The sequence below is a fragment of the Glaciecola petra genome (assembly GCF_031846345.1).
Classification (GTDB): Bacteria; Pseudomonadota; Gammaproteobacteria; order Enterobacterales; family Alteromonadaceae; genus Glaciecola; species Glaciecola petra.
Map to the genome: position 1 here is coordinate 85444 of NZ_JAVRHX010000003.1, position 17212 is coordinate 102655.

The window sequence follows — 17212 nt, forward strand, 5'->3', positions numbered from 1 at the left end:
AAGTTAAGTTGTCTTTTTATTTTTTTATTAATAAAGTGTTAAATTCTTTGACGATAAAATTGAACATTTGCTTCAGAAGCTTTTATTGAGCAATTTTCTTTTTTCCTAATAAAACTAAAATATTACACGTTTAAATGCTCTAACTTCAGGCCTTTGCCAAACACCTTGTATGCAGTACGGGCCAGCATTTGCCCATGCTTGCGCATCTTCTAAACAGTCAAACTCAATAATAATTAGTGAGCCTGAAGGGTATAAGGTGGAACAATATCGGCTAGTTTGCCAATGAAATCAAGCGGGAAAAAGAAAACATGGGTAAATCGAGAAACGTGTTATCCATATCACGTTTAATTAATCCTCGCTTCTCCAAATAGGCCGCAATACGATGGCTAATGGTATGAACGAGCGCTTCCATATCATTGTTACTTGGTGCTCACGTGCCCGCTCTCTGGGTATTGCTCAGTTCACTTGGGTACCTTGCTAGCAGCAGCCGGAATGGAATGGGTAAGCTTAAGACCCACTGACGAATTGGATAACCAAGTAATACGTCATCTACAAGCAGCGCTGCACTTTCTGCCATGCTTCTTGCACCGCAGTTAGGGCAAAATCCACGTCGCTTACAGCTAAATGCAACCAACTTCTCATGTTTATAGTCACCGCACATCACGCGTAAAAAACCGTGCTCTAGTCGTCCACAACGCAAGAACTCTTCAAACTCACGTTCAACATACTTGGGTAAATACTTACCTTGGTCGGCTAAGTTTGCGGTAAAATCTGGGTAGTAACGTTCAACCAATTGATAGAGTAGCGTTGTTTCTGGTCGATGGCGCTTGTATGTTTCACTTTGTTGCTTTGCCAACACATTCCTTCATCCCTGAATTGTGCACCGACAAGTGTGGCAAAAAAAGCCTAGCTTGCGACTGGCTGAATGTCCGGAAAGGGCGTTAACATGCCTGTTGAGAAAATCAGCTATCTCCGCAAAATTTGTTCAACAGAATGCAAAAGGCTGTGTCTGGAAACCTCGTCACATGAGGCGATCGTCAACTCTTTTCCAACCAGTGCTATTTATCCTGACAACTATAAAGTTTCAAGCGCTTTTTTGGCGTCATCAAAACGCTTATAAAGCTTAGGCATAGGTCGCTCACCATATGCTTCTTTTGCTCTTGCAATCGCTCCGTTAAGTCCAAGCAAAAGATCTTTTGCGGCCGCTTTGCTAGCTAAACTTTCGGTGCTGCCAATATGCCCTATCCAAATAGGCGAAGAATGTGCAAAAGGTCTTGCGTGCATAGTTGGCCAACTATCGTCACGTTTTTCAGCCGCATAAGCACGAGCCGCTACCCAGCCGCCTGAAGGTAAGCTGAGTTCACCTGTGTAAGACTTTGTTTCTCCAGCGCCGATTGCCTCGAGGGTTTGCACAACTTGGCCATTAACAATAATCTCGACCACTTCTAGTTTATTGGTGCTCGCCAAGCTTAGCGTATAGCTTTGTTTTCCGCTTGTTGTTACATCACCGGGCTTTGCGCCATTGTCTAAAGCAAACATTAATGCTGGGCCAGTAGATAAAAAGCTTCGACCAGCGATAGCACCCTCCACAACAGGGTCTTCAGCCGCGCTACCTTCTAACGCTCTGACATAAGCACGTGCAGTACCCATTGCTGGTGTCCGATGAAAATCAACCCAACCATCGGTACCCGAAATTCCGGCAACCGGCCTGCCAATATTTAACAAGCGATACCAAACTTCAGCAGTACCTAAAGAGCTTGTCCACGCGCAAACTATTTCTAAGCCCATGCTCTTTTGCAATATGCCATCGGCAAGTAACTCAAGGGGAATACTGTTAACACCCTCTTCAGTAAATGGGTCGCCGTCGCTTGCAATGGGGTGCACATAGGTACCAAAAGCGCCCACACTATTAGCATAAGCAAACACATTAGCATTGCTTAAATTAGTGTCGCCCAAAGCCGGATTAGACGGACCAAAAAACCAAGGTGAATAGGGTTCTTTCACGTTTAATAAACCTACATGACCATGAAAATGTGAACGTACTTCCTGCCCTTGGACAAGCGTTTGATTCCCACTAATACTGCGTTTACCAACCATAGCTTTATCAATTTTACGTTCCCAACGGTTCCAAGACATAGGCGCTAAATAGTTTAAGTCTTCACCTTTCATCAATAACAAGGCGTCTTTATGTGTCGCTCTATGATGACCGTCGCCATTTAAATGCACATGAAAATCAGCAGATGTATATCCTGCTGCCATACTATCCCATAAAGTGTTTAAGACAAGCTTGGCACTAGTGGTTTTAGCGTTTGTGAGTTCCACATTAGCTGAAACAAGCATAGTCATTGGGCCGCGCACTGCCTCAATTGAATACTTGCCCACCGGCAATGTGAATGTTTCTTTCCCGTCGATATAAAAATAACTACGGCCTGTTTGCGGGTCATCAAATGTCGCGCTATTTGCGGTAGAAACGGGATGACCATCCTCAGATATGATAGAAACCCTAGCCGCTACCGTTTGTCCTTGTTCATTTTCAATAGAAACACTAAGGGTGCCGAGCGCTTTTTTGTATTTCCATTGTTTCACTTCAACTTTTGACGCTTTGCCGCCATGCGTATTTATTTTCATAAGATGAAATTGGCGATTATCGTCTAATTCTACAAAATAGATCGAATTCCCATCGGCACTAAAAGCCGGTGTGAGCGCAAAGCTACCATTATCTGTCAATCGTTGAGATACACGAGTATCGTTTAAATCCATGGTAAATAAGTGATAGTCGTTATCGATAGGCGCGCTATATACGAGTAAACCTTGCTTTGGGTGAGTGTCGCTAGTTAAATGGTAGGTAAGTGTTTGTGCTTGGACAACGGTATCCGTTCCGTCGGTAAAATCGTGCTGCCTAAGTACTCTATGAGCCCCTGCACCGTGCAAGTATACAATGGCATTTTTGTTAGCAACTCGCCTAATATTGCGCTCAACTTGGCGCAAGTCAGTTAATTTGAGCCCGGCCTTATCATCTTTGTGTTCACTGCTTAAATTCGCAATTTTTTGTTGATACAAATCCATCGAGCCAGACACACCACTGCTGTAGTAAATACTTGAGCCATCTGCTGAAAACTCAGGATCAAGCTCTATTGCACTGGTATTGATTAGTGTTTCTTGCCCGCTCTTTAAATCTTTAATTACAACAGCGGTATCGTTACCAAAATCACGTACAAAGGCAATATGCTTAGCATCAGGAGACCATCGTGGACGCGCATCAGTACCATTGGCATTGGTGAGTTGCGTCGCGACTCCACTTTCTATATCTAAAAGCCATAACCAACCTTTAGAGGAGAATGCGATATGTTTACCATTTGGTGCAGGTGCCGGGTCAGTGATGCCTTGCGCCAATATAGGCAGTTCGTGTTGCTCTAAATAAACATGATGCCCAAAGTCATCAAGCTTTTGATAATGATTAGTCCACTGTGCGTGAGCCTTAAGCGAAAGCAAAAGCGTCATTAATAGACTTGCGCAGAGCAGACTGTTTTTGAGACCAATCATGGATATGCCTTTTTATATTTATTGTTTTTAGTTCGATCAGTTTAGCTGCTGCTATAGTTTGCTTTGGCAGCAACGATAAAAATCGTACTTAACTTTTACTATACCGCTCTATTGTTTTAAGTACTACCGATCGTTTAAGTAAATCAGAGGGGTTTACTTTGTAAGTGCGCGCAATGAGCACTGTGGTAGTGAGACAAAGTACCACAGTGTTATTCAGCAAAGAGCCATTTAATAAAAGAACTATGCAGACAGATTAATTCGCAAACACAGTAATACTTATTTTGACCTTCTACCGCGCCAACAAATAAGCGAAAATCCAATCGTTAGTAGGAATAATATAGTGGGAGTAGAAACCGTATTTGCTGCAGACATTCGCGCAAAACTAGGTTCACCGACGTTTCTTCCCAAAGAAGAAGTGCTGGCGTTAAAATTCCAACCGCCATTAAAAAAAGAACGCTGGTGACCCATTGCGAACGAATTCACATTAAAACCTACATTGAATCGCGATCGGAGTATAGTAGTAGATGCCGTGCTTACTACTGAATCAAAAATCTGTGAAATAGGGGTAGCCGCTAACGAGTTATAATCATTAAGCAAGGCAGATAGACTATCCATAATTGCACGTGCCTCGGTGCTACTGTTGGTAAACAGATAACCCGCGGGGGCCGCATCGGTGCCAAAAGCACTATTAAAAGAGCTGCCACCAAAATCAATATCTACCAAACCTAAAGAACCCGCATTAAAACCAGTAATGGATACCAGTACCGAATCATCACCGTTCAAGGTTGTAATTACGCTGGCGTTAACATGGTTGCTCACAATAATCATTGCGGTCAACAAAATTCCAATTATTTTATTCATCAATATTCCTTTCGTTTTTTATGTTTTAATCTTCAGGCTAAACGTTGAATTGAAGCCAAATAGGACGCTACTCAGTAAACTTACGTTTATTAAAATAAATAACAATCCCTGCGCTTTATTATTAACGCTTTATTAACGCTTTTGGAGGGGTGTTACGTTTATTGTCCCAAGTTGATAAACTAAATAAGGCGGCGGCTGTTTTTAAATGGAGAAAAATGCAACATGCAAGCAACTAAGCTGAAGGACCTACATACCCCTTGTTTGCTAATTGAACAAAGTAAACTTAAACAAAATATTAGCTATTTATCTGAACATATTGGTGCGCTTGGATGCGTTATTAGGCCTCACGTAAAAACACATAAGTCGGTCGACATTACTCAACTAATTGTGGATGCTGGCAACACCCAGGGAATCACTGTATCAACCTTAAAAGAGGCGAAGCATTTTTTTGCTGCCGGTTACACGGATATTTTATATGCGGTTGGAATTGTGCCAAATAAGTTTGCTGCGGTGCAAAGCTTGATGGAACAAGGCTGCAAAATTACAGTTATATTAGATAGTTTAGAACTAGCAAAATTATTGGGTGAATATGCAGATACCCAGCAAGTAGTTTTTAATGTCTTAATTGAGCTAGATGTCGACAAACATCGGGCCGGAGTAAACCCGCATAGCCAAACTTTATTAGATATAGCCTATGCTTTACATCATCAAAGCTATACTCAACTGCAAGGTGTGATGACACATGCAGGCGGCTCTTATGAGTGTTTTGAAAAATCATCTCAATTAGCGTTAGCTCGCCAAGAACGTGATTTATCTTTACTTGCGGCAGAGCGTATTAGAGCTGAAGGAATAGCCTGTAAAACGGTTTCTATCGGCTCTACACCTACTGCTTTTGCGATTGACGATCTGAGCGGCATTACTGAAGTCCGAGCCGGTGTATACGTACTCTTTGACTTAGTGATGTCGGGTTTAGGTGTATGTAAGATTGACGACATCGCAATAAGTGTGATGGGAAGTATTATTGGCTTTCAGAAAGAAAAGCAGATGGCACTTTGTGACGCAGGATGGATGGCAATGTCAAGAGACAGAGGCACTGCGGGACACAAAATAGATCAAGGTTATGGGCTTATTTGCGACAAAAACGGAGCTCTCATTGCTAATATGTTAATGACAAGCGCGAATCAAGAGCACGGTATTATTAGTATGCGTAAAGCCAATACACAACGGGGCAAATCTACTGACTTTCCTTTCGCACTTTTTAGTATTGGCGACCTTATTCGAATTTTGCCTAATCACGCATGCGCGACTGCAGCGCAGTACAACCATTTTTATTTAGTTGATGGTGATAAGGTTATTAAAACCTTGCCGTCGATATCAGGCTGGTAAAAGAGGCAATGTCGCTAGCCGCTATTTGATACTCTGTCTGGCTAGCGGTTTGGGCTGTTGTCTGACTCGCTAATTGAGTCACTATTTGGGTCACTGTTTGCATCACTAATGCGCTGTAAGCGTTCTTGTTCTTCAGCAAAAGCGGCTTTGATTTCTTCTAACACGGTATCGACATCGGCCTCGCTATTATCGAATTCAAAATAACCGCTTAATTCTGAATCTGGCGTTAATTCGCCCACTTGATATAGTGCCCACATTTCTTCAGCATAATGAGTTTGTTGTAGTGCGGGGGCAAACTCCGAATAATAATCGGTCATATTGCGCACGTCGCGTTGTAGCATGCTAAACGCATTGTTGTTTGCCGCCGCGTCAACGGCTTGAGGTAAGTCTATGATCACCGGGCCGTAGTCATCTACCAATACATTAAACTCTGATAAATCACCATGCACAATACCGGCACACAGCATTAGCATTACATACATCATTACTTGAGCATGATCTTCTAGCGCTTGTTCTTCGCTCATCGATACGTCATTTAATCGCGGAGCAACATTGCCCTCGGTGTCGGTCACAAGTTCCATAAGTAATACGCCATCGTAACACCCAAATGGCTGTGGTACGCGCACACCTGCGGCGGACAACTTAAAAAGCGCATCAACCTCAGCATTCTGCCATGCATCTTCTTGCTGTTTGCGACCAAAGCTCGAGCCTTTTTCCATTGCTCTGGCGCGTCGACTATTTCTAACTTTTCTACCTTCTTGATATTGCACGGCTTTTTTAAAGCTACGTTTCATTGCTTCTTTGTATACTTTTGCACAACGTATTTCACCTTGGCTTTTTACTGCATACACAGTCGCCTCTTTACCACTCATTAATTGGTAAAGTACTTCATCAACCAGGCCGTCTTCAACTAAAGGGATTAAACGCTTAGGAATTTTCATGCCGCAGTTATACAGCACTCAAGAGTGTTTTGAAATGGGCACATCAATAAAATAAGCGCTACAATTTGTCCTACCTAACAGGTGCACCATTTTCAAAGGCTTGCCAAACCTCGCGTCTAAAACGCATTTGAGGACGTTCTTGCCGCACTTCAAAAGCAATTCGGTCTGTATACATCCGGCCATGTCGATCAACAAAGTTGACTTCAGCAACATGTGCACCGAAGGGGAGCTGTTTTGGCAATTCATATTTCCATAAATGCATATTGCGGTCAGCCACAGCGCCCTGTGGCTGTGGTACATCTGGACCATATTGATAGCCCTTAAACAATTGAAATCCTTGATTTGCATCTTGACCAGAACGACTTTCAAGCGCCCATCTTGATACAGACAACTGGCGTTGTGCCGCAAAAGGATCAGCATACATAGCGCCAACTCTTGCCTCTTCGCCTTTTGCTTCTTGCGTTCGCGTCATTTTATGTGAGGTAGCACCATTTATGCTAATACTCACTTGCGTATCACTTGAACCTGCCCAAATATTAGCCGTAATAAAACTGCCATTCTTCAAATCTTCGCTGGTTAAAATCTTAACATCAGGCAGATCATTAATAGATAATGGTGGAACCTCTTCGCGAGTACTTCGTTCACTATGGCGCCACTGTTGTATTTGTTCAAACCAAGTTCGAAAACCTGGGGTAGAAATTGACAACCATGCGGCTCTTTCACGCCCCTGATTTGCACCGTAATAACGCTCTTTATAGTTGCCCTTTGCATCAAATGTTAATTCTAACCAACCCTTAGGTGCACCTAATCGCTGTAATGACATTGGTGTGCCATGTATATCAAAATCTCCCTGATACCATGCTCCCGAACCAGCACCAGCAATGATATGTCTAAACGGTAAGGCATTAACGCCCACTACCTCTTTCCAACCTTTAAACGAATCACCGGGCGAGAGATTTTCAATCGTATGCGTGTGACCGGCTAGGGACAATACTTGTCTCCCTTCAACTAAAGCGTATAGATCGTTAACATTATCGGTTTGATGTGCAGCAAATTGTTGGTCATAAAAAGTAACAAACGGAATATGGTGAGCAAATACAATGGTTTTTTGCTCATCTGCGACCTTAATTAAAGCTTCAACAAACTGCATTTGTTCATCGCTAATACGCCCATTGTAGCGTTTATTTTCATCGTCAACACAATACTCTCTACCAGGCAGTCGAGCGTCATCTGGCCCACAAGGATAAATTACATTATCCAATACAATAAACAGCACATTGCCTTGTTCAAAGGCGTAATAAGCTGGTCCCCATAGATTTCGCCAACTGTCAGCACTGTCTTTGTCGAAGTCAGCATCAAAATCAAAATCGTGATTACCATGTGTCCACCATTGAGGTGCCTTTAGCGTACCTAAAATATCAGCCATCCGTGGGATCAAACCTAAGTCGTCACCCATAACATCTCCCACTGCGATAATACAATCGAGTTGATGTCCGCGATCCAAAAGGTCGTCGACCGTCGAATCTCTAAAAAAACTGATATCTTGATTCGCATAAGTCTGTGTGTCGCCCAAAATTGCGCAATTAAAATCATTCGAATGCACGGGTTTAAGCGGAAAGTTAATCTCTGACGGAAGTGAGCCTGTGGGCGCTAAACCACCGAAACGCAAGGCTTTTGGAGAGCCTTTGGGTTTATGCTGATAAGCAAACTGAGGCACATAATCTTGATTGGTGGGCACTCTCCAACCAGTAGGTTGCACCACAAATACACTCATGTCTTCTCGTTCCGCTAAGCTGTAGCGACCATCTTTATCGCTCAACGCGACATGTATGCCATTTGATACCGCGACATCTGCAATCCCGGGTTCACCAATGTCGAAAACGCCATTCCCGTTTTCATCATGGAACACCCTCCCCTTAACAAGCTGGCTAGAATTAGCAGTTTCTTCTCGAATCACTTGAATATCTGCAAAATAAGGCTGTTGTAGTGTTGTTGTTTTTGTAGGAACTGGATTTGTTGTATTAGCACAACTTAGTAGAGTGGTGACGCAAGCTAGCAGGAACACGAGCTTTTTTATCTTACTTGAAAAGAAAGTGATTTTTAATGACATAGTATTAAGAACTCTAATCGTTTTACTAACCTTAAAATATTTTTATGACAAAAATAAGAAGGTAAATGCGATGAAGTTAAAAACTACATGAAGATGGTAGCAAAAGGTGTAACCTAAAGACGCCGATAAATTACTTGTTGTTAAAACACCGCCATAAGATTTGGCCTGGGCATCACAAGCAACAAGTTAAGCACATGATTTTTATATAAGTTTATGCCACATTCCCTTTAGGGGCATACTTTTTTAAATGTTCCTTTGGAAGAATTAAATGTTCCAATTTTTAGGCTCCAAAACTGATAAAAAGAACTATTCATAACCGCATCACAACTGCCTGTCGCTTTGTATCGACTAAGCAATAAGTCTTCAAAATAGACTTTGCTTTGTTCATTTTTTGCCATTCTGATATCTTCGCAGCTGTCTGTTATACAAAGATCCAAATCAAAGCTTTCTTCCCAATTTTTGACCACCATTAAGCGTGATAATTGCAAGTAAAATTGAAGCTGAGGATGCGCAACGTTATCAATAATAACCGATAATTCATTTTCGGCTTTTTCGTACAACGCAGTCGCTCTTTGCCAAATCTTAAAAGCATTTTCGTCTTTGTTACCAGAGATTTTTAAGTCTTCGAGCATTTCGAACGCTTCATCATTTGCTACCAAGCTTGGTATGGCGTTTAGTAAAACCATATCGCGACCTTGTAGGTCTTGTGCTTCCTTAATAGCTAAATTAGCTGTAATAAGTGCATCTTCTTTATTACCTATTTGCCATTGAGACATCGCCTTTAAAGTTTGTAAATTTGCCCACAATCCGTTTTGTATCAGTTCAGCTTTTTGTGACTCTAAGCTGTTTACACCATTTATAACTCGCTGATAAAGCATTAAACCGCGATTAGCCTGCATTATTTGCGCTGTATTTGTTTGAGAGCTTATTGCTTCATTCGCTCTATCTATGGCAAACATGTTGGTTTGTAAACGTGATGCAGCATCAAAATCATCTTGAATCGCTCGCGTATCGCTTACTTGAGAAACAGTCTGTGTAACTGAACATGCACTCAGCACTATACTGGCGCAAATCGCCACTAAAAACCACGATATGCGCTTTAAACGCAATGTGTGTTGGTTACCAAGCTGTGGCATAAACATAATATTTCCTTTTTTATTGGTCAAAATGCATGCTTATTAAGCATTCTCAGCGTTCAATACTCTTTGTAATAGTAGATCAAGTAAGACATCTACATTAAGAGTTTGGTTTTCTGCAATTAGAGATTTAAAGGTAGTTTTTAAATTATTTATATTCTCTAAGGTTAAGCCTTTTGCGGCAGCCGCTTCGAGCAAAGCAGACAATATCCTTTCTTTTGCTTCAATGCGTAAATTTTGCCATTGGCCTTTTAGTTTTTCTTCGAGACCATTGGCGAGGCCACCCATGTCTGTGCTTAATAGGTCAAATATTTCCGCAATTGGGTATTTGCCTGCTTGTATTTCTTTTACAAAATCTTGATCATCGATAACGGCTCTAAGACCTACTTTAAGCAGTGCAATTGCATCTGCTGAGCTAGTAAAACCTTGATCAGATTGCCGTAAACTGCCGATCATTGCTTGTAGTGCAGTGGATAAGTTTGGATTAATCTCACCCGCTTTATCCATCACCCAATTAGGGTAATCAACCACTTCTGTAAACACAAAACCCAAGAGCTCGTCGAGATCGTCTCGAGTAAACTGGGGGGTCCATTTTGCATTGCCTACGGCCACTTGTGCTAAATGACCTACAACATCTTTAGCAATATTAATTAGCTTATGCTTTTTGGGGTCATTGGCAATATCTGGCCAAAATAACTCAATATGGGTGCGGCTATTTTCTAACACCAATCGTACAATCTCAGCTAGTGTATCTTCTCCAAACAAGGCAGCTTTTTCGCCCAAATCGGTAGCAATAGACTGCACCAATCCGATTATCGCTTCTTTATGTTTAGTATTCTCTGATACAACTAAAGCCGGATGCCGTCCAAATACTTGCAAACTTGCCAACATGAGTTCTTCTAAGGTATGTTCGTTAAAAGCCGCCTGTATTAAACCTTTTTCGTTATCTTCTAAAATAGTTTGTAACAAAGCACCTGCCACAGTGGTGGTTAAATCTTGATGAGCTTGATTAGACTGTTTTAAAAATTTTTGTGGCTGCATAATCATAGCAGAGCCGGCACTTGCCAACACACTTTTGAAGACAAACTCTCCCCACTGAATAAGTTTTTCTTTTGCGGCAAGGGTTTCGGTGGCACTTTGCCCTGGGGCAGCTCTAACAGCCTTTATTTTAGCATCAATATCTTTCGCTAAAGCGGCTGTTGTTATCGATACTAATTCTTGAAATCGAGGCTCAGTATTAAATAAAGATGCGTTTTCAGACACCCCTTCTAAACTCACCAGCAAGAGTCGCTGAGGCAAGTCACCAATATTTTCAGGCTCTATGCCATCGGTAAAGTCAATAGTATCTAGCCCCGTTAAAACAGCCTGAATAATTTTGCCATTCTTGCCTTCGCGATTAAAAGCTTCGGGCATTTGCAGAAAATAATCAACCGCCACATCAACCAAATTACCAGCAATACGCATTAATAAACTAGGGTGAGGCGAATCGCCGTCTTGCCATTGCGAAATTGTCAGCATAGACTGAAGTTCTGACTCAGATAAAACATCACTTCCTAATGCTAATGAGTTTTCTTCTCTAGCCAAATACAAAGCCATATAATTACGGTAATAATCAATACATCTTTGGCGTTCTTCCTCGTTTAACGCGCGTCTGAGCGCCGCATGTGATTGATCAATGTGAGGTTTAATTGCTCGTTTTAAAAACTCAGCATTGTCTAAATATACCCGCCCCATTTCAGCATCTTTGAAAAAATTAAGTGCAGACGTAATATTTGGATTTGGGTCCATTTTAGGGATAGGAAAGGTAATACTGCGTGCTTGTGTACTTGCGATAAAATGCTTACGAGCAGCTCCATTTAGTTTAACCGCGGTATTAATTGCAAATAAAATGAGTTCCGTTGAGGCCATGTGCTGTCTCCTTAATGTCTGCCGAAAAATGTAAGGCCGTTGTTTAACCTTCACATTCCTTTTCTTTTACTTACTTTCTTTTTAACACTCAAGCAGTAATTACGGACAACAAGCGCAAAGATAGCATTTTGTGCAACACGTAATAATTAATTGTGCTCAAAAAACCACGATTATTCAGTATGACTGACAAGGAGGAGAAAATAAACATGCCGTCATGCCCTCATACTAAAGAAGCCAATGCTTAACTGTCAAGCGAGAGGTATTCATTATTATAATAAAGTTCATCAGTGCTATGCCGACATATAAGTACTAATAAGCGCTGGTATTATTAACCTAAATTAAGCAATAAATCCAAATATGAATCATTTCACAAAAACCGATGGAACACTAAATGACAGACCCTAAAAAAAAAGGAGATGTTGTTTTGGTGGTTGAAGATGATCTGATCAGCCGAGAAATACACTCGCGCCTCCTTACCGAAATAGGATTTAAGAATGTCGTGCAGGCGATTGATGGAATGCGAGCGTTAACAGTCATCAAAGAGCAAATTGCGCAAGACAATAAGATTATATTGGTACTGTGCGATTGGAACATGCCTAATATGAGTGGATTGCAATTATTGGAAATCATTCGCAAAGATCCAACGCTTAAACACATACCATTTTTTTTGATTTCGTCAAATCGCAATAAAGCACACATCGTCAAAGCGATAAAGACGGGTGTGACTAATTACTTGGTAAAACCGATTTCTGAATCAAAATTAAGCGATAAACTAAAAAAATATTTATAAACAGCCGTACAAAGCAAAAATTTGGAGCAAACATGAAAGGCATAGTATTTGACGAATTTAATAATATGGTTGAAGAGGCATTTGGTGAAGATATGCTTGATGACATCATCGATGAAAATGCTTCAAACCTAGCGACAGGTGGTGCTTATACATCGGTTGGTACTTATGACCACGAAGAGCTTGTGATGTTGGTTTCATCATTGAGCAACGCGACCAATATCGCCATCCCAGATTTAGTAAAAACATTTGGTTTGCATTTAGCACAGGTGTTTTCGACTAAATTCAGTAGTTTCTTTGATGAGTGTACAGACACGTTTTCGTTTCTGAAACGCATCGATAATCATATTCATGTAGAAGTATATAAACTATATCCAGACGCAGAACTTCCGAAATTTTCATTTGAAGAACCTGATGCACAAACTCTTAATCTGATCTACGAATCAAAGCGCGGCTTTGCAGATTTAGCTGAAGGATTGATTGAAGGCACCGCAAAATATTACAAAGAAAATGTAACGATAGATAAGGAAGATCAATCAACTGAGCTCATGCATAAAGTTATTTTTAGACTCAAAAAATAAGAAAATCACGATATGAGCGATCAAATAGAAAGACTTAAAACTCGCTACAATCGCGCTAAGACTGCTCGAAAAGAAGCTGAGGATCTACTGGAAGAAAAAAGTAGAGAACTCTATTTAATGAATGAAGAGCTAAAAACATTGGCGACTTCGCTCGAACAACAAGTAACTGAAAGAACAAAAGATTTAACACTGGCAAAAGAAGAAGCTGAACGGCTTTCGCGTACAAAAAGTGCTTTTTTAGCAAACATGAGCCATGAGTTACGGACACCCATTAATGGCGTGTTGGGGATGTTAAGTATTTTATCCCAAAGTAACTTAAGCGACCGTGACAAAAAGCGCCTGAATACGGCCTCACAATCGGGCACTTTATTGCTTAAAATAATCAATAGTATTCTGGACATTTCCAAGTTAGAGACCGACAACGTTGAACTAGAGTCCATCGAATATAATCCGCTCGAAATACTGGAAACAACACTCAACACATTTGAGTATCAATGTGATAACAAAAATCTGTCCTTGGTATCTCTTTTCCCGCCAGCTTTAGACACTGCCTTAATAGGTGACCCCACACGACTTAAACAAATAGTGACGAACCTGCTATCAAATTCTATTAAGTTCACTCAATCAGGAGAAATCGTAGTATCTGCTCAGCATCACAACGGCCGACTAACAATTGCAATAAAAGATACAGGCATAGGCATTGCAAAAGAGATGCAGGAGAATATTTTTTCACCATTCTCTCAAGAGGATGAAAGTACCACAAGAAAATATGGGGGTACTGGTTTAGGTTTAGCAATTAGTCAACAGCTTGCGAAATTGATGAATGGCAATATTAGCTTACTGTCGGAAATAGGCAAAGGCTCTACTTTTACTGTTGATATTGAAGCAATAGAATCACCGCAAGTTGCATCGAGCACTGAGCAATTTCCACAATTACGACTTAGTGATAAGCGTTTTATTGTAATAGAAAGTCATGCGATGCTGCTTGAATATCTTAGTAATTGTTTAACATATTGGCAAGCCAGCGAGATTGAGACCTTTAACGATGTATCGATGTTGACATTATACCTCGAGAGTTTTAAGACTGATGTTGTAATTATCAATGAAAAAACCCTAGAAGACGAACACTTACTTATTTCGCTTGTTGAGAAATACCCAAAAATACGCTTTGTCTTGTTAAGCGCAGGGGACAAAGAATATTCCAAATACAATAATTTGGTTTTGATCAGTAGCCCTGTCAAAAAGGCTGAATTAACAAGCGCATTTTCCGATGTTGTCTATTGCAATACACAACACGCACAAACTGAAAATATGTTTAAAGCCTATCAATTTGATGGTGAGAAAATTTTACTAGTAGAAGATAATCTTACCAATCAAGAAGTAGCGCGAGAACTTTTATCACTGGTAAATTTACAAGTGACAATTGCTAACAACGGAAAAGAAGCGATTGATATATTAGAAACTGCTGCCCCAGATGAATACAAGTTAGTGTTGATGGATATTCAAATGCCAGTCATGGACGGTTTAACCGCATCAAAACAAATTCGCAATTCTAAAACACCATATACTCATGTTCCCATCATTGCGATGACAGCTCACAGTTTTAAAGATGACTATGACCAAAGTCTTAAGGCAGGCATGAATGCGCATATTACCAAACCCATTGAACCTAAAGTTCTATTTTCTACTGTCAGCAAATATATCGCGCAAAAAAACATAGCTTCCAATGATTTTGTGCCGTGTGCAGAAAATAAAGTTTCCCAATCTAACATTGACCAAGAACAGCCAAGCAGCAAGAATATAAATGACTTTTTAGCCGATGCATTTGAGCGTTTGGGGCGCAATACGCAATTGTTTAGCCGAGCATTAACTATTTTTGAACGTCAGCGACCTGATTTGCTTAGAGAGTTACGAGAGCAAATAGAAGCAGCTGATATAGTTGATGCTTGTAGAACCGCTCATACTTTAAAGGGCAGTGCAGTGAATGTAGGCGCAAACCTGGTATCGATTGAAGCCTCGCGTCTTGAAAAACTCCTCGAACCCGTGCAACACGATGCGCATTTACCGCAAGACTTACAAACAGAAATAAACGCCATCATTCAGAAAATAGAAACCGAGTGGAGTGCATTTAAATGCGCTGCAAGCACTTACATGTAAAAGTAAACACGCAGGATATGGTTTGCAAGCGCAATTTGACCTTATTTAGTCGCTGAATAGACTACCTTACCGCCTTTTATAGTCTCTAACACCTTGAGATCTAATAGAGCCTCAGGCTCAATTTCAAAGGGATTACTATCAAGAATCACCATGTCGGCTTTTTTACCCACTTCTAAGGTACCTTTAGTATCTTGCTCATAGATTTGATAAGCGGCACTTGAGGTGATCGCGCGGAGGGCTTGTTCAACACTTACGCGTTCATCCCCACCTAATAAGCGTTTTGACCGGCTTAATCTATTCACCATAGAATACAAAATCATTTGAGAGTTTGGTAAGGTCACTGGCGCATCGTTGTGAGACGTCACCACTACCCCTTTCTCTAAGGCTGACTTCGCAGGCGAAATACGACTTGCCCGCTCAGGACCCAATACCGATTCAAAATGCCAGTCGCCCCAATAAAAGGTGTGTACCGACATCAATGACGCGATAATATCGAGTTCTGCCATTTTATCGAGTTGATCTTCTCGCGCTGTTTGAGCGTGTATTGCTACTGGGCGAACATCAACTTGGGGGAATTTTTGTTTTGCATTCGCAATTATCTCAATATACTTATCAATAGCTGCGTCGCCATTTACATGAGCTAGCACTTGCCAATTGTTCTCATGGCTCATATCAACCCATTTTTGTAGTACTTCATCAGGTACTTGTGGATATCCCTTGTAGTCTTCATCTTGGCCCTCTAGTGGCACATGATAAGGCTTGGTTAACCATGCAGTTTTCACCTGCGGAGAACCGTCAAGCGATAGCTTTATGCCGCCAACTTTTATACCGTTTTTATAATCTTGACCATGCTGAGACATTACATCGTCTATAAACACATTTTCATCTTCAAAAAAGGTTGGGTCAGGGAATATTGATACATCTATATCTAGCAAGTTTTGTTCACTCGCAATGTTTAGCAAAGCAACTTCGTTTATGCTAGCTCGTCCCTCTTGAGAAGTTGTGAAGCCTGATTTAAAAAACGCTTTTTCAGACGCCTGTAGAGCTTGTAAATTTAATTCTTCAGAAATTTTACTAAGAGCAAGCGTACCGACATAGAAAAAAGCTGTTTCTTCAACTACGCCATTTATATTGCCATCTGCATCCCTTCTAAATTTGCCACCATCGGGATCTTCTTGTGCATTGGTTATGCCTAATACTTCAATCGCTTTTGAGTTTATAGCGCCTAAATGAGAAGACTGATGGATAGCAAGGACCGGTATTTCAGTAGAAACGCGATCAAGATCTTCTTTAGTAGGATGCCTTTGCTCACTAAGTTGAGCGTCGTCATAACCCATTCCTAATATCCAGCCTACTGATTTAGTAATATCGCTGTTTTCTTCGGCTTTTAATGCATCAATTAGTTTATCAATAGAATCAACACCGTTATCGGGTGGCGGTAATAAATTTGCAGACATTGCCAGTACACCCGTTTGCAAAAAATGCCCGTGAGCATCTATAAAGCCTGGTAACAAAGTACTGCCATTCAAATCGTTAATTTGTGTATCTGGTCCTTTTAAACTGGCCATGTCTTCATTTGTCCCAATAAAAACAATTTCACCGTCTTTTATTGCCATGGCTTCTGCCTGAGTATTTTTATCGTCTAACGTAATGACATTGGCATTTACATAAATGACATCGGCAGCATTTGCAGTGTTAACGGTATCGTTTGTCGTAGTTTCGGGCTTAGTGCAAGCAGACAAGACGACAATGGATAAAATGAATATGATGATTTGAGTAAGTTGTTGATGCACTTTTAATCC

Annotated in this window: 13 protein-coding genes and 1 pseudogene; 4 read left to right on the forward strand and 10 right to left on the reverse strand. The window is 40.9% G+C overall.

Translation table 11 applies throughout. The features are described 5' to 3' along the window. Window positions 1-114 precede the first annotated feature (114 nt). From RM552_RS17755 to RM552_RS11160, 5 genes and pseudogenes are all read right to left on the reverse strand, one after another. Entirely contained in the window at window positions 115-234 is a 120-nt protein-coding gene (locus RM552_RS17755) for a YciI family protein (protein ID WP_432277219.1), read from the reverse strand. A 37-nt stretch (window positions 235-271) separates the two neighbouring features. Then, on the reverse strand, window positions 272-412 hold the full coding sequence (locus RM552_RS17760) for a hypothetical protein (protein ID WP_432277213.1): 141 nt from the start codon (window positions 410-412) through the stop codon (window positions 272-274). A gap of 87 nt (window positions 413-499) precedes the next feature. Continuing rightward, a pseudogene (locus tag RM552_RS11150) lies at window positions 500-859 on the reverse strand (transposase zinc-binding domain-containing protein); the annotation flags it as partial. A gap of 215 nt (window positions 860-1074) precedes the next feature. Next, a complete protein-coding gene (locus RM552_RS11155) occupies window positions 1075-3543 on the reverse strand; it encodes a CehA/McbA family metallohydrolase (RefSeq protein WP_311368920.1) in 2469 nt (822 codons plus the stop codon). Between the two features lie 276 nt (window positions 3544-3819). Beyond that, window positions 3820-4404: a hypothetical protein gene (locus RM552_RS11160; protein ID WP_311368921.1), complete on the reverse strand. Its 585-nt coding sequence runs from the start codon at window positions 4402-4404 to the stop codon at window positions 3820-3822. A gap of 222 nt (window positions 4405-4626) precedes the next feature. On the opposite strand from RM552_RS11160, the gene RM552_RS11165 reads away from it, so the two are divergent. Beyond that, window positions 4627-5790 (forward strand): alanine racemase, encoded by a 1164-nt coding sequence (locus RM552_RS11165; protein WP_311368922.1) that lies wholly within the window; start codon window positions 4627-4629, stop codon window positions 5788-5790. Window positions 5791-5831: 41 nt separating this feature from the next. Here the strand turns inward: RM552_RS11165 and RM552_RS11170 are convergent, their stop codons facing one another. The 4 genes from RM552_RS11170 to RM552_RS11185 all read right to left on the reverse strand — a co-directional run bounded on the left by RM552_RS11170 (window position 5832) and on the right by RM552_RS11185 (window position 11885). Beyond that, window positions 5832-6731 carry a PA4780 family RIO1-like protein kinase gene (locus RM552_RS11170; RefSeq protein WP_311368923.1) on the reverse strand — a complete coding sequence of 300 codons (900 nt, stop codon included), beginning with the start codon at window positions 6729-6731 and terminating at the stop codon, window positions 5832-5834. 70 nt (window positions 6732-6801) lie between these two features. Then, window positions 6802-8796 carry a calcineurin-like phosphoesterase C-terminal domain-containing protein gene (locus RM552_RS11175; protein ID WP_311368924.1) on the reverse strand — a complete coding sequence of 665 codons (1995 nt, stop codon included), beginning with the start codon at window positions 8794-8796 and terminating at the stop codon, window positions 6802-6804. Between the two features lie 272 nt (window positions 8797-9068). After that, window positions 9069-9983 carry a hypothetical protein gene (locus tag RM552_RS11180; protein WP_311368925.1) on the reverse strand — a complete coding sequence of 305 codons (915 nt, stop codon included), beginning with the start codon at window positions 9981-9983 and terminating at the stop codon, window positions 9069-9071. Between the two features lie 36 nt (window positions 9984-10019). Continuing rightward, complete coding sequence (locus RM552_RS11185; RefSeq protein WP_311368926.1) at window positions 10020-11885, reverse strand: hypothetical protein; 1866 nt, start codon at window positions 11883-11885, stop codon at window positions 10020-10022. Window positions 11886-12276: 391 nt separating this feature from the next. On the opposite strand from RM552_RS11185, the gene RM552_RS11190 reads away from it, so the two are divergent. Genes RM552_RS11190 through RM552_RS11200 form a run of 3 tightly spaced genes read left to right on the forward strand, consistent with a single transcriptional unit; the run spans window position 12277 to window position 15410 of the window. Next, on the forward strand, window positions 12277-12675 hold the full coding sequence (locus RM552_RS11190) for a response regulator (RefSeq protein ID WP_311368927.1): 399 nt from the start codon (window positions 12277-12279) through the stop codon (window positions 12673-12675). A 32-nt stretch (window positions 12676-12707) separates the two neighbouring features. Beyond that, a complete protein-coding gene (locus RM552_RS11195) occupies window positions 12708-13253 on the forward strand; it encodes a heme NO-binding domain-containing protein (RefSeq protein ID WP_311368928.1) in 546 nt (181 codons plus the stop codon). 12 nt (window positions 13254-13265) lie between these two features. After that, complete coding sequence (locus tag RM552_RS11200; RefSeq protein WP_311368929.1) at window positions 13266-15410, forward strand: hybrid sensor histidine kinase/response regulator; 2145 nt, start codon at window positions 13266-13268, stop codon at window positions 15408-15410. A gap of 41 nt (window positions 15411-15451) precedes the next feature. Here the strand turns inward: RM552_RS11200 and RM552_RS11205 are convergent, their stop codons facing one another. Beyond that, window positions 15452-17203 carry an amidohydrolase gene (locus tag RM552_RS11205; RefSeq protein ID WP_311368930.1) on the reverse strand — a complete coding sequence of 584 codons (1752 nt, stop codon included), beginning with the start codon at window positions 17201-17203 and terminating at the stop codon, window positions 15452-15454. Window positions 17204-17212: the final 9 nt, after the last annotated feature.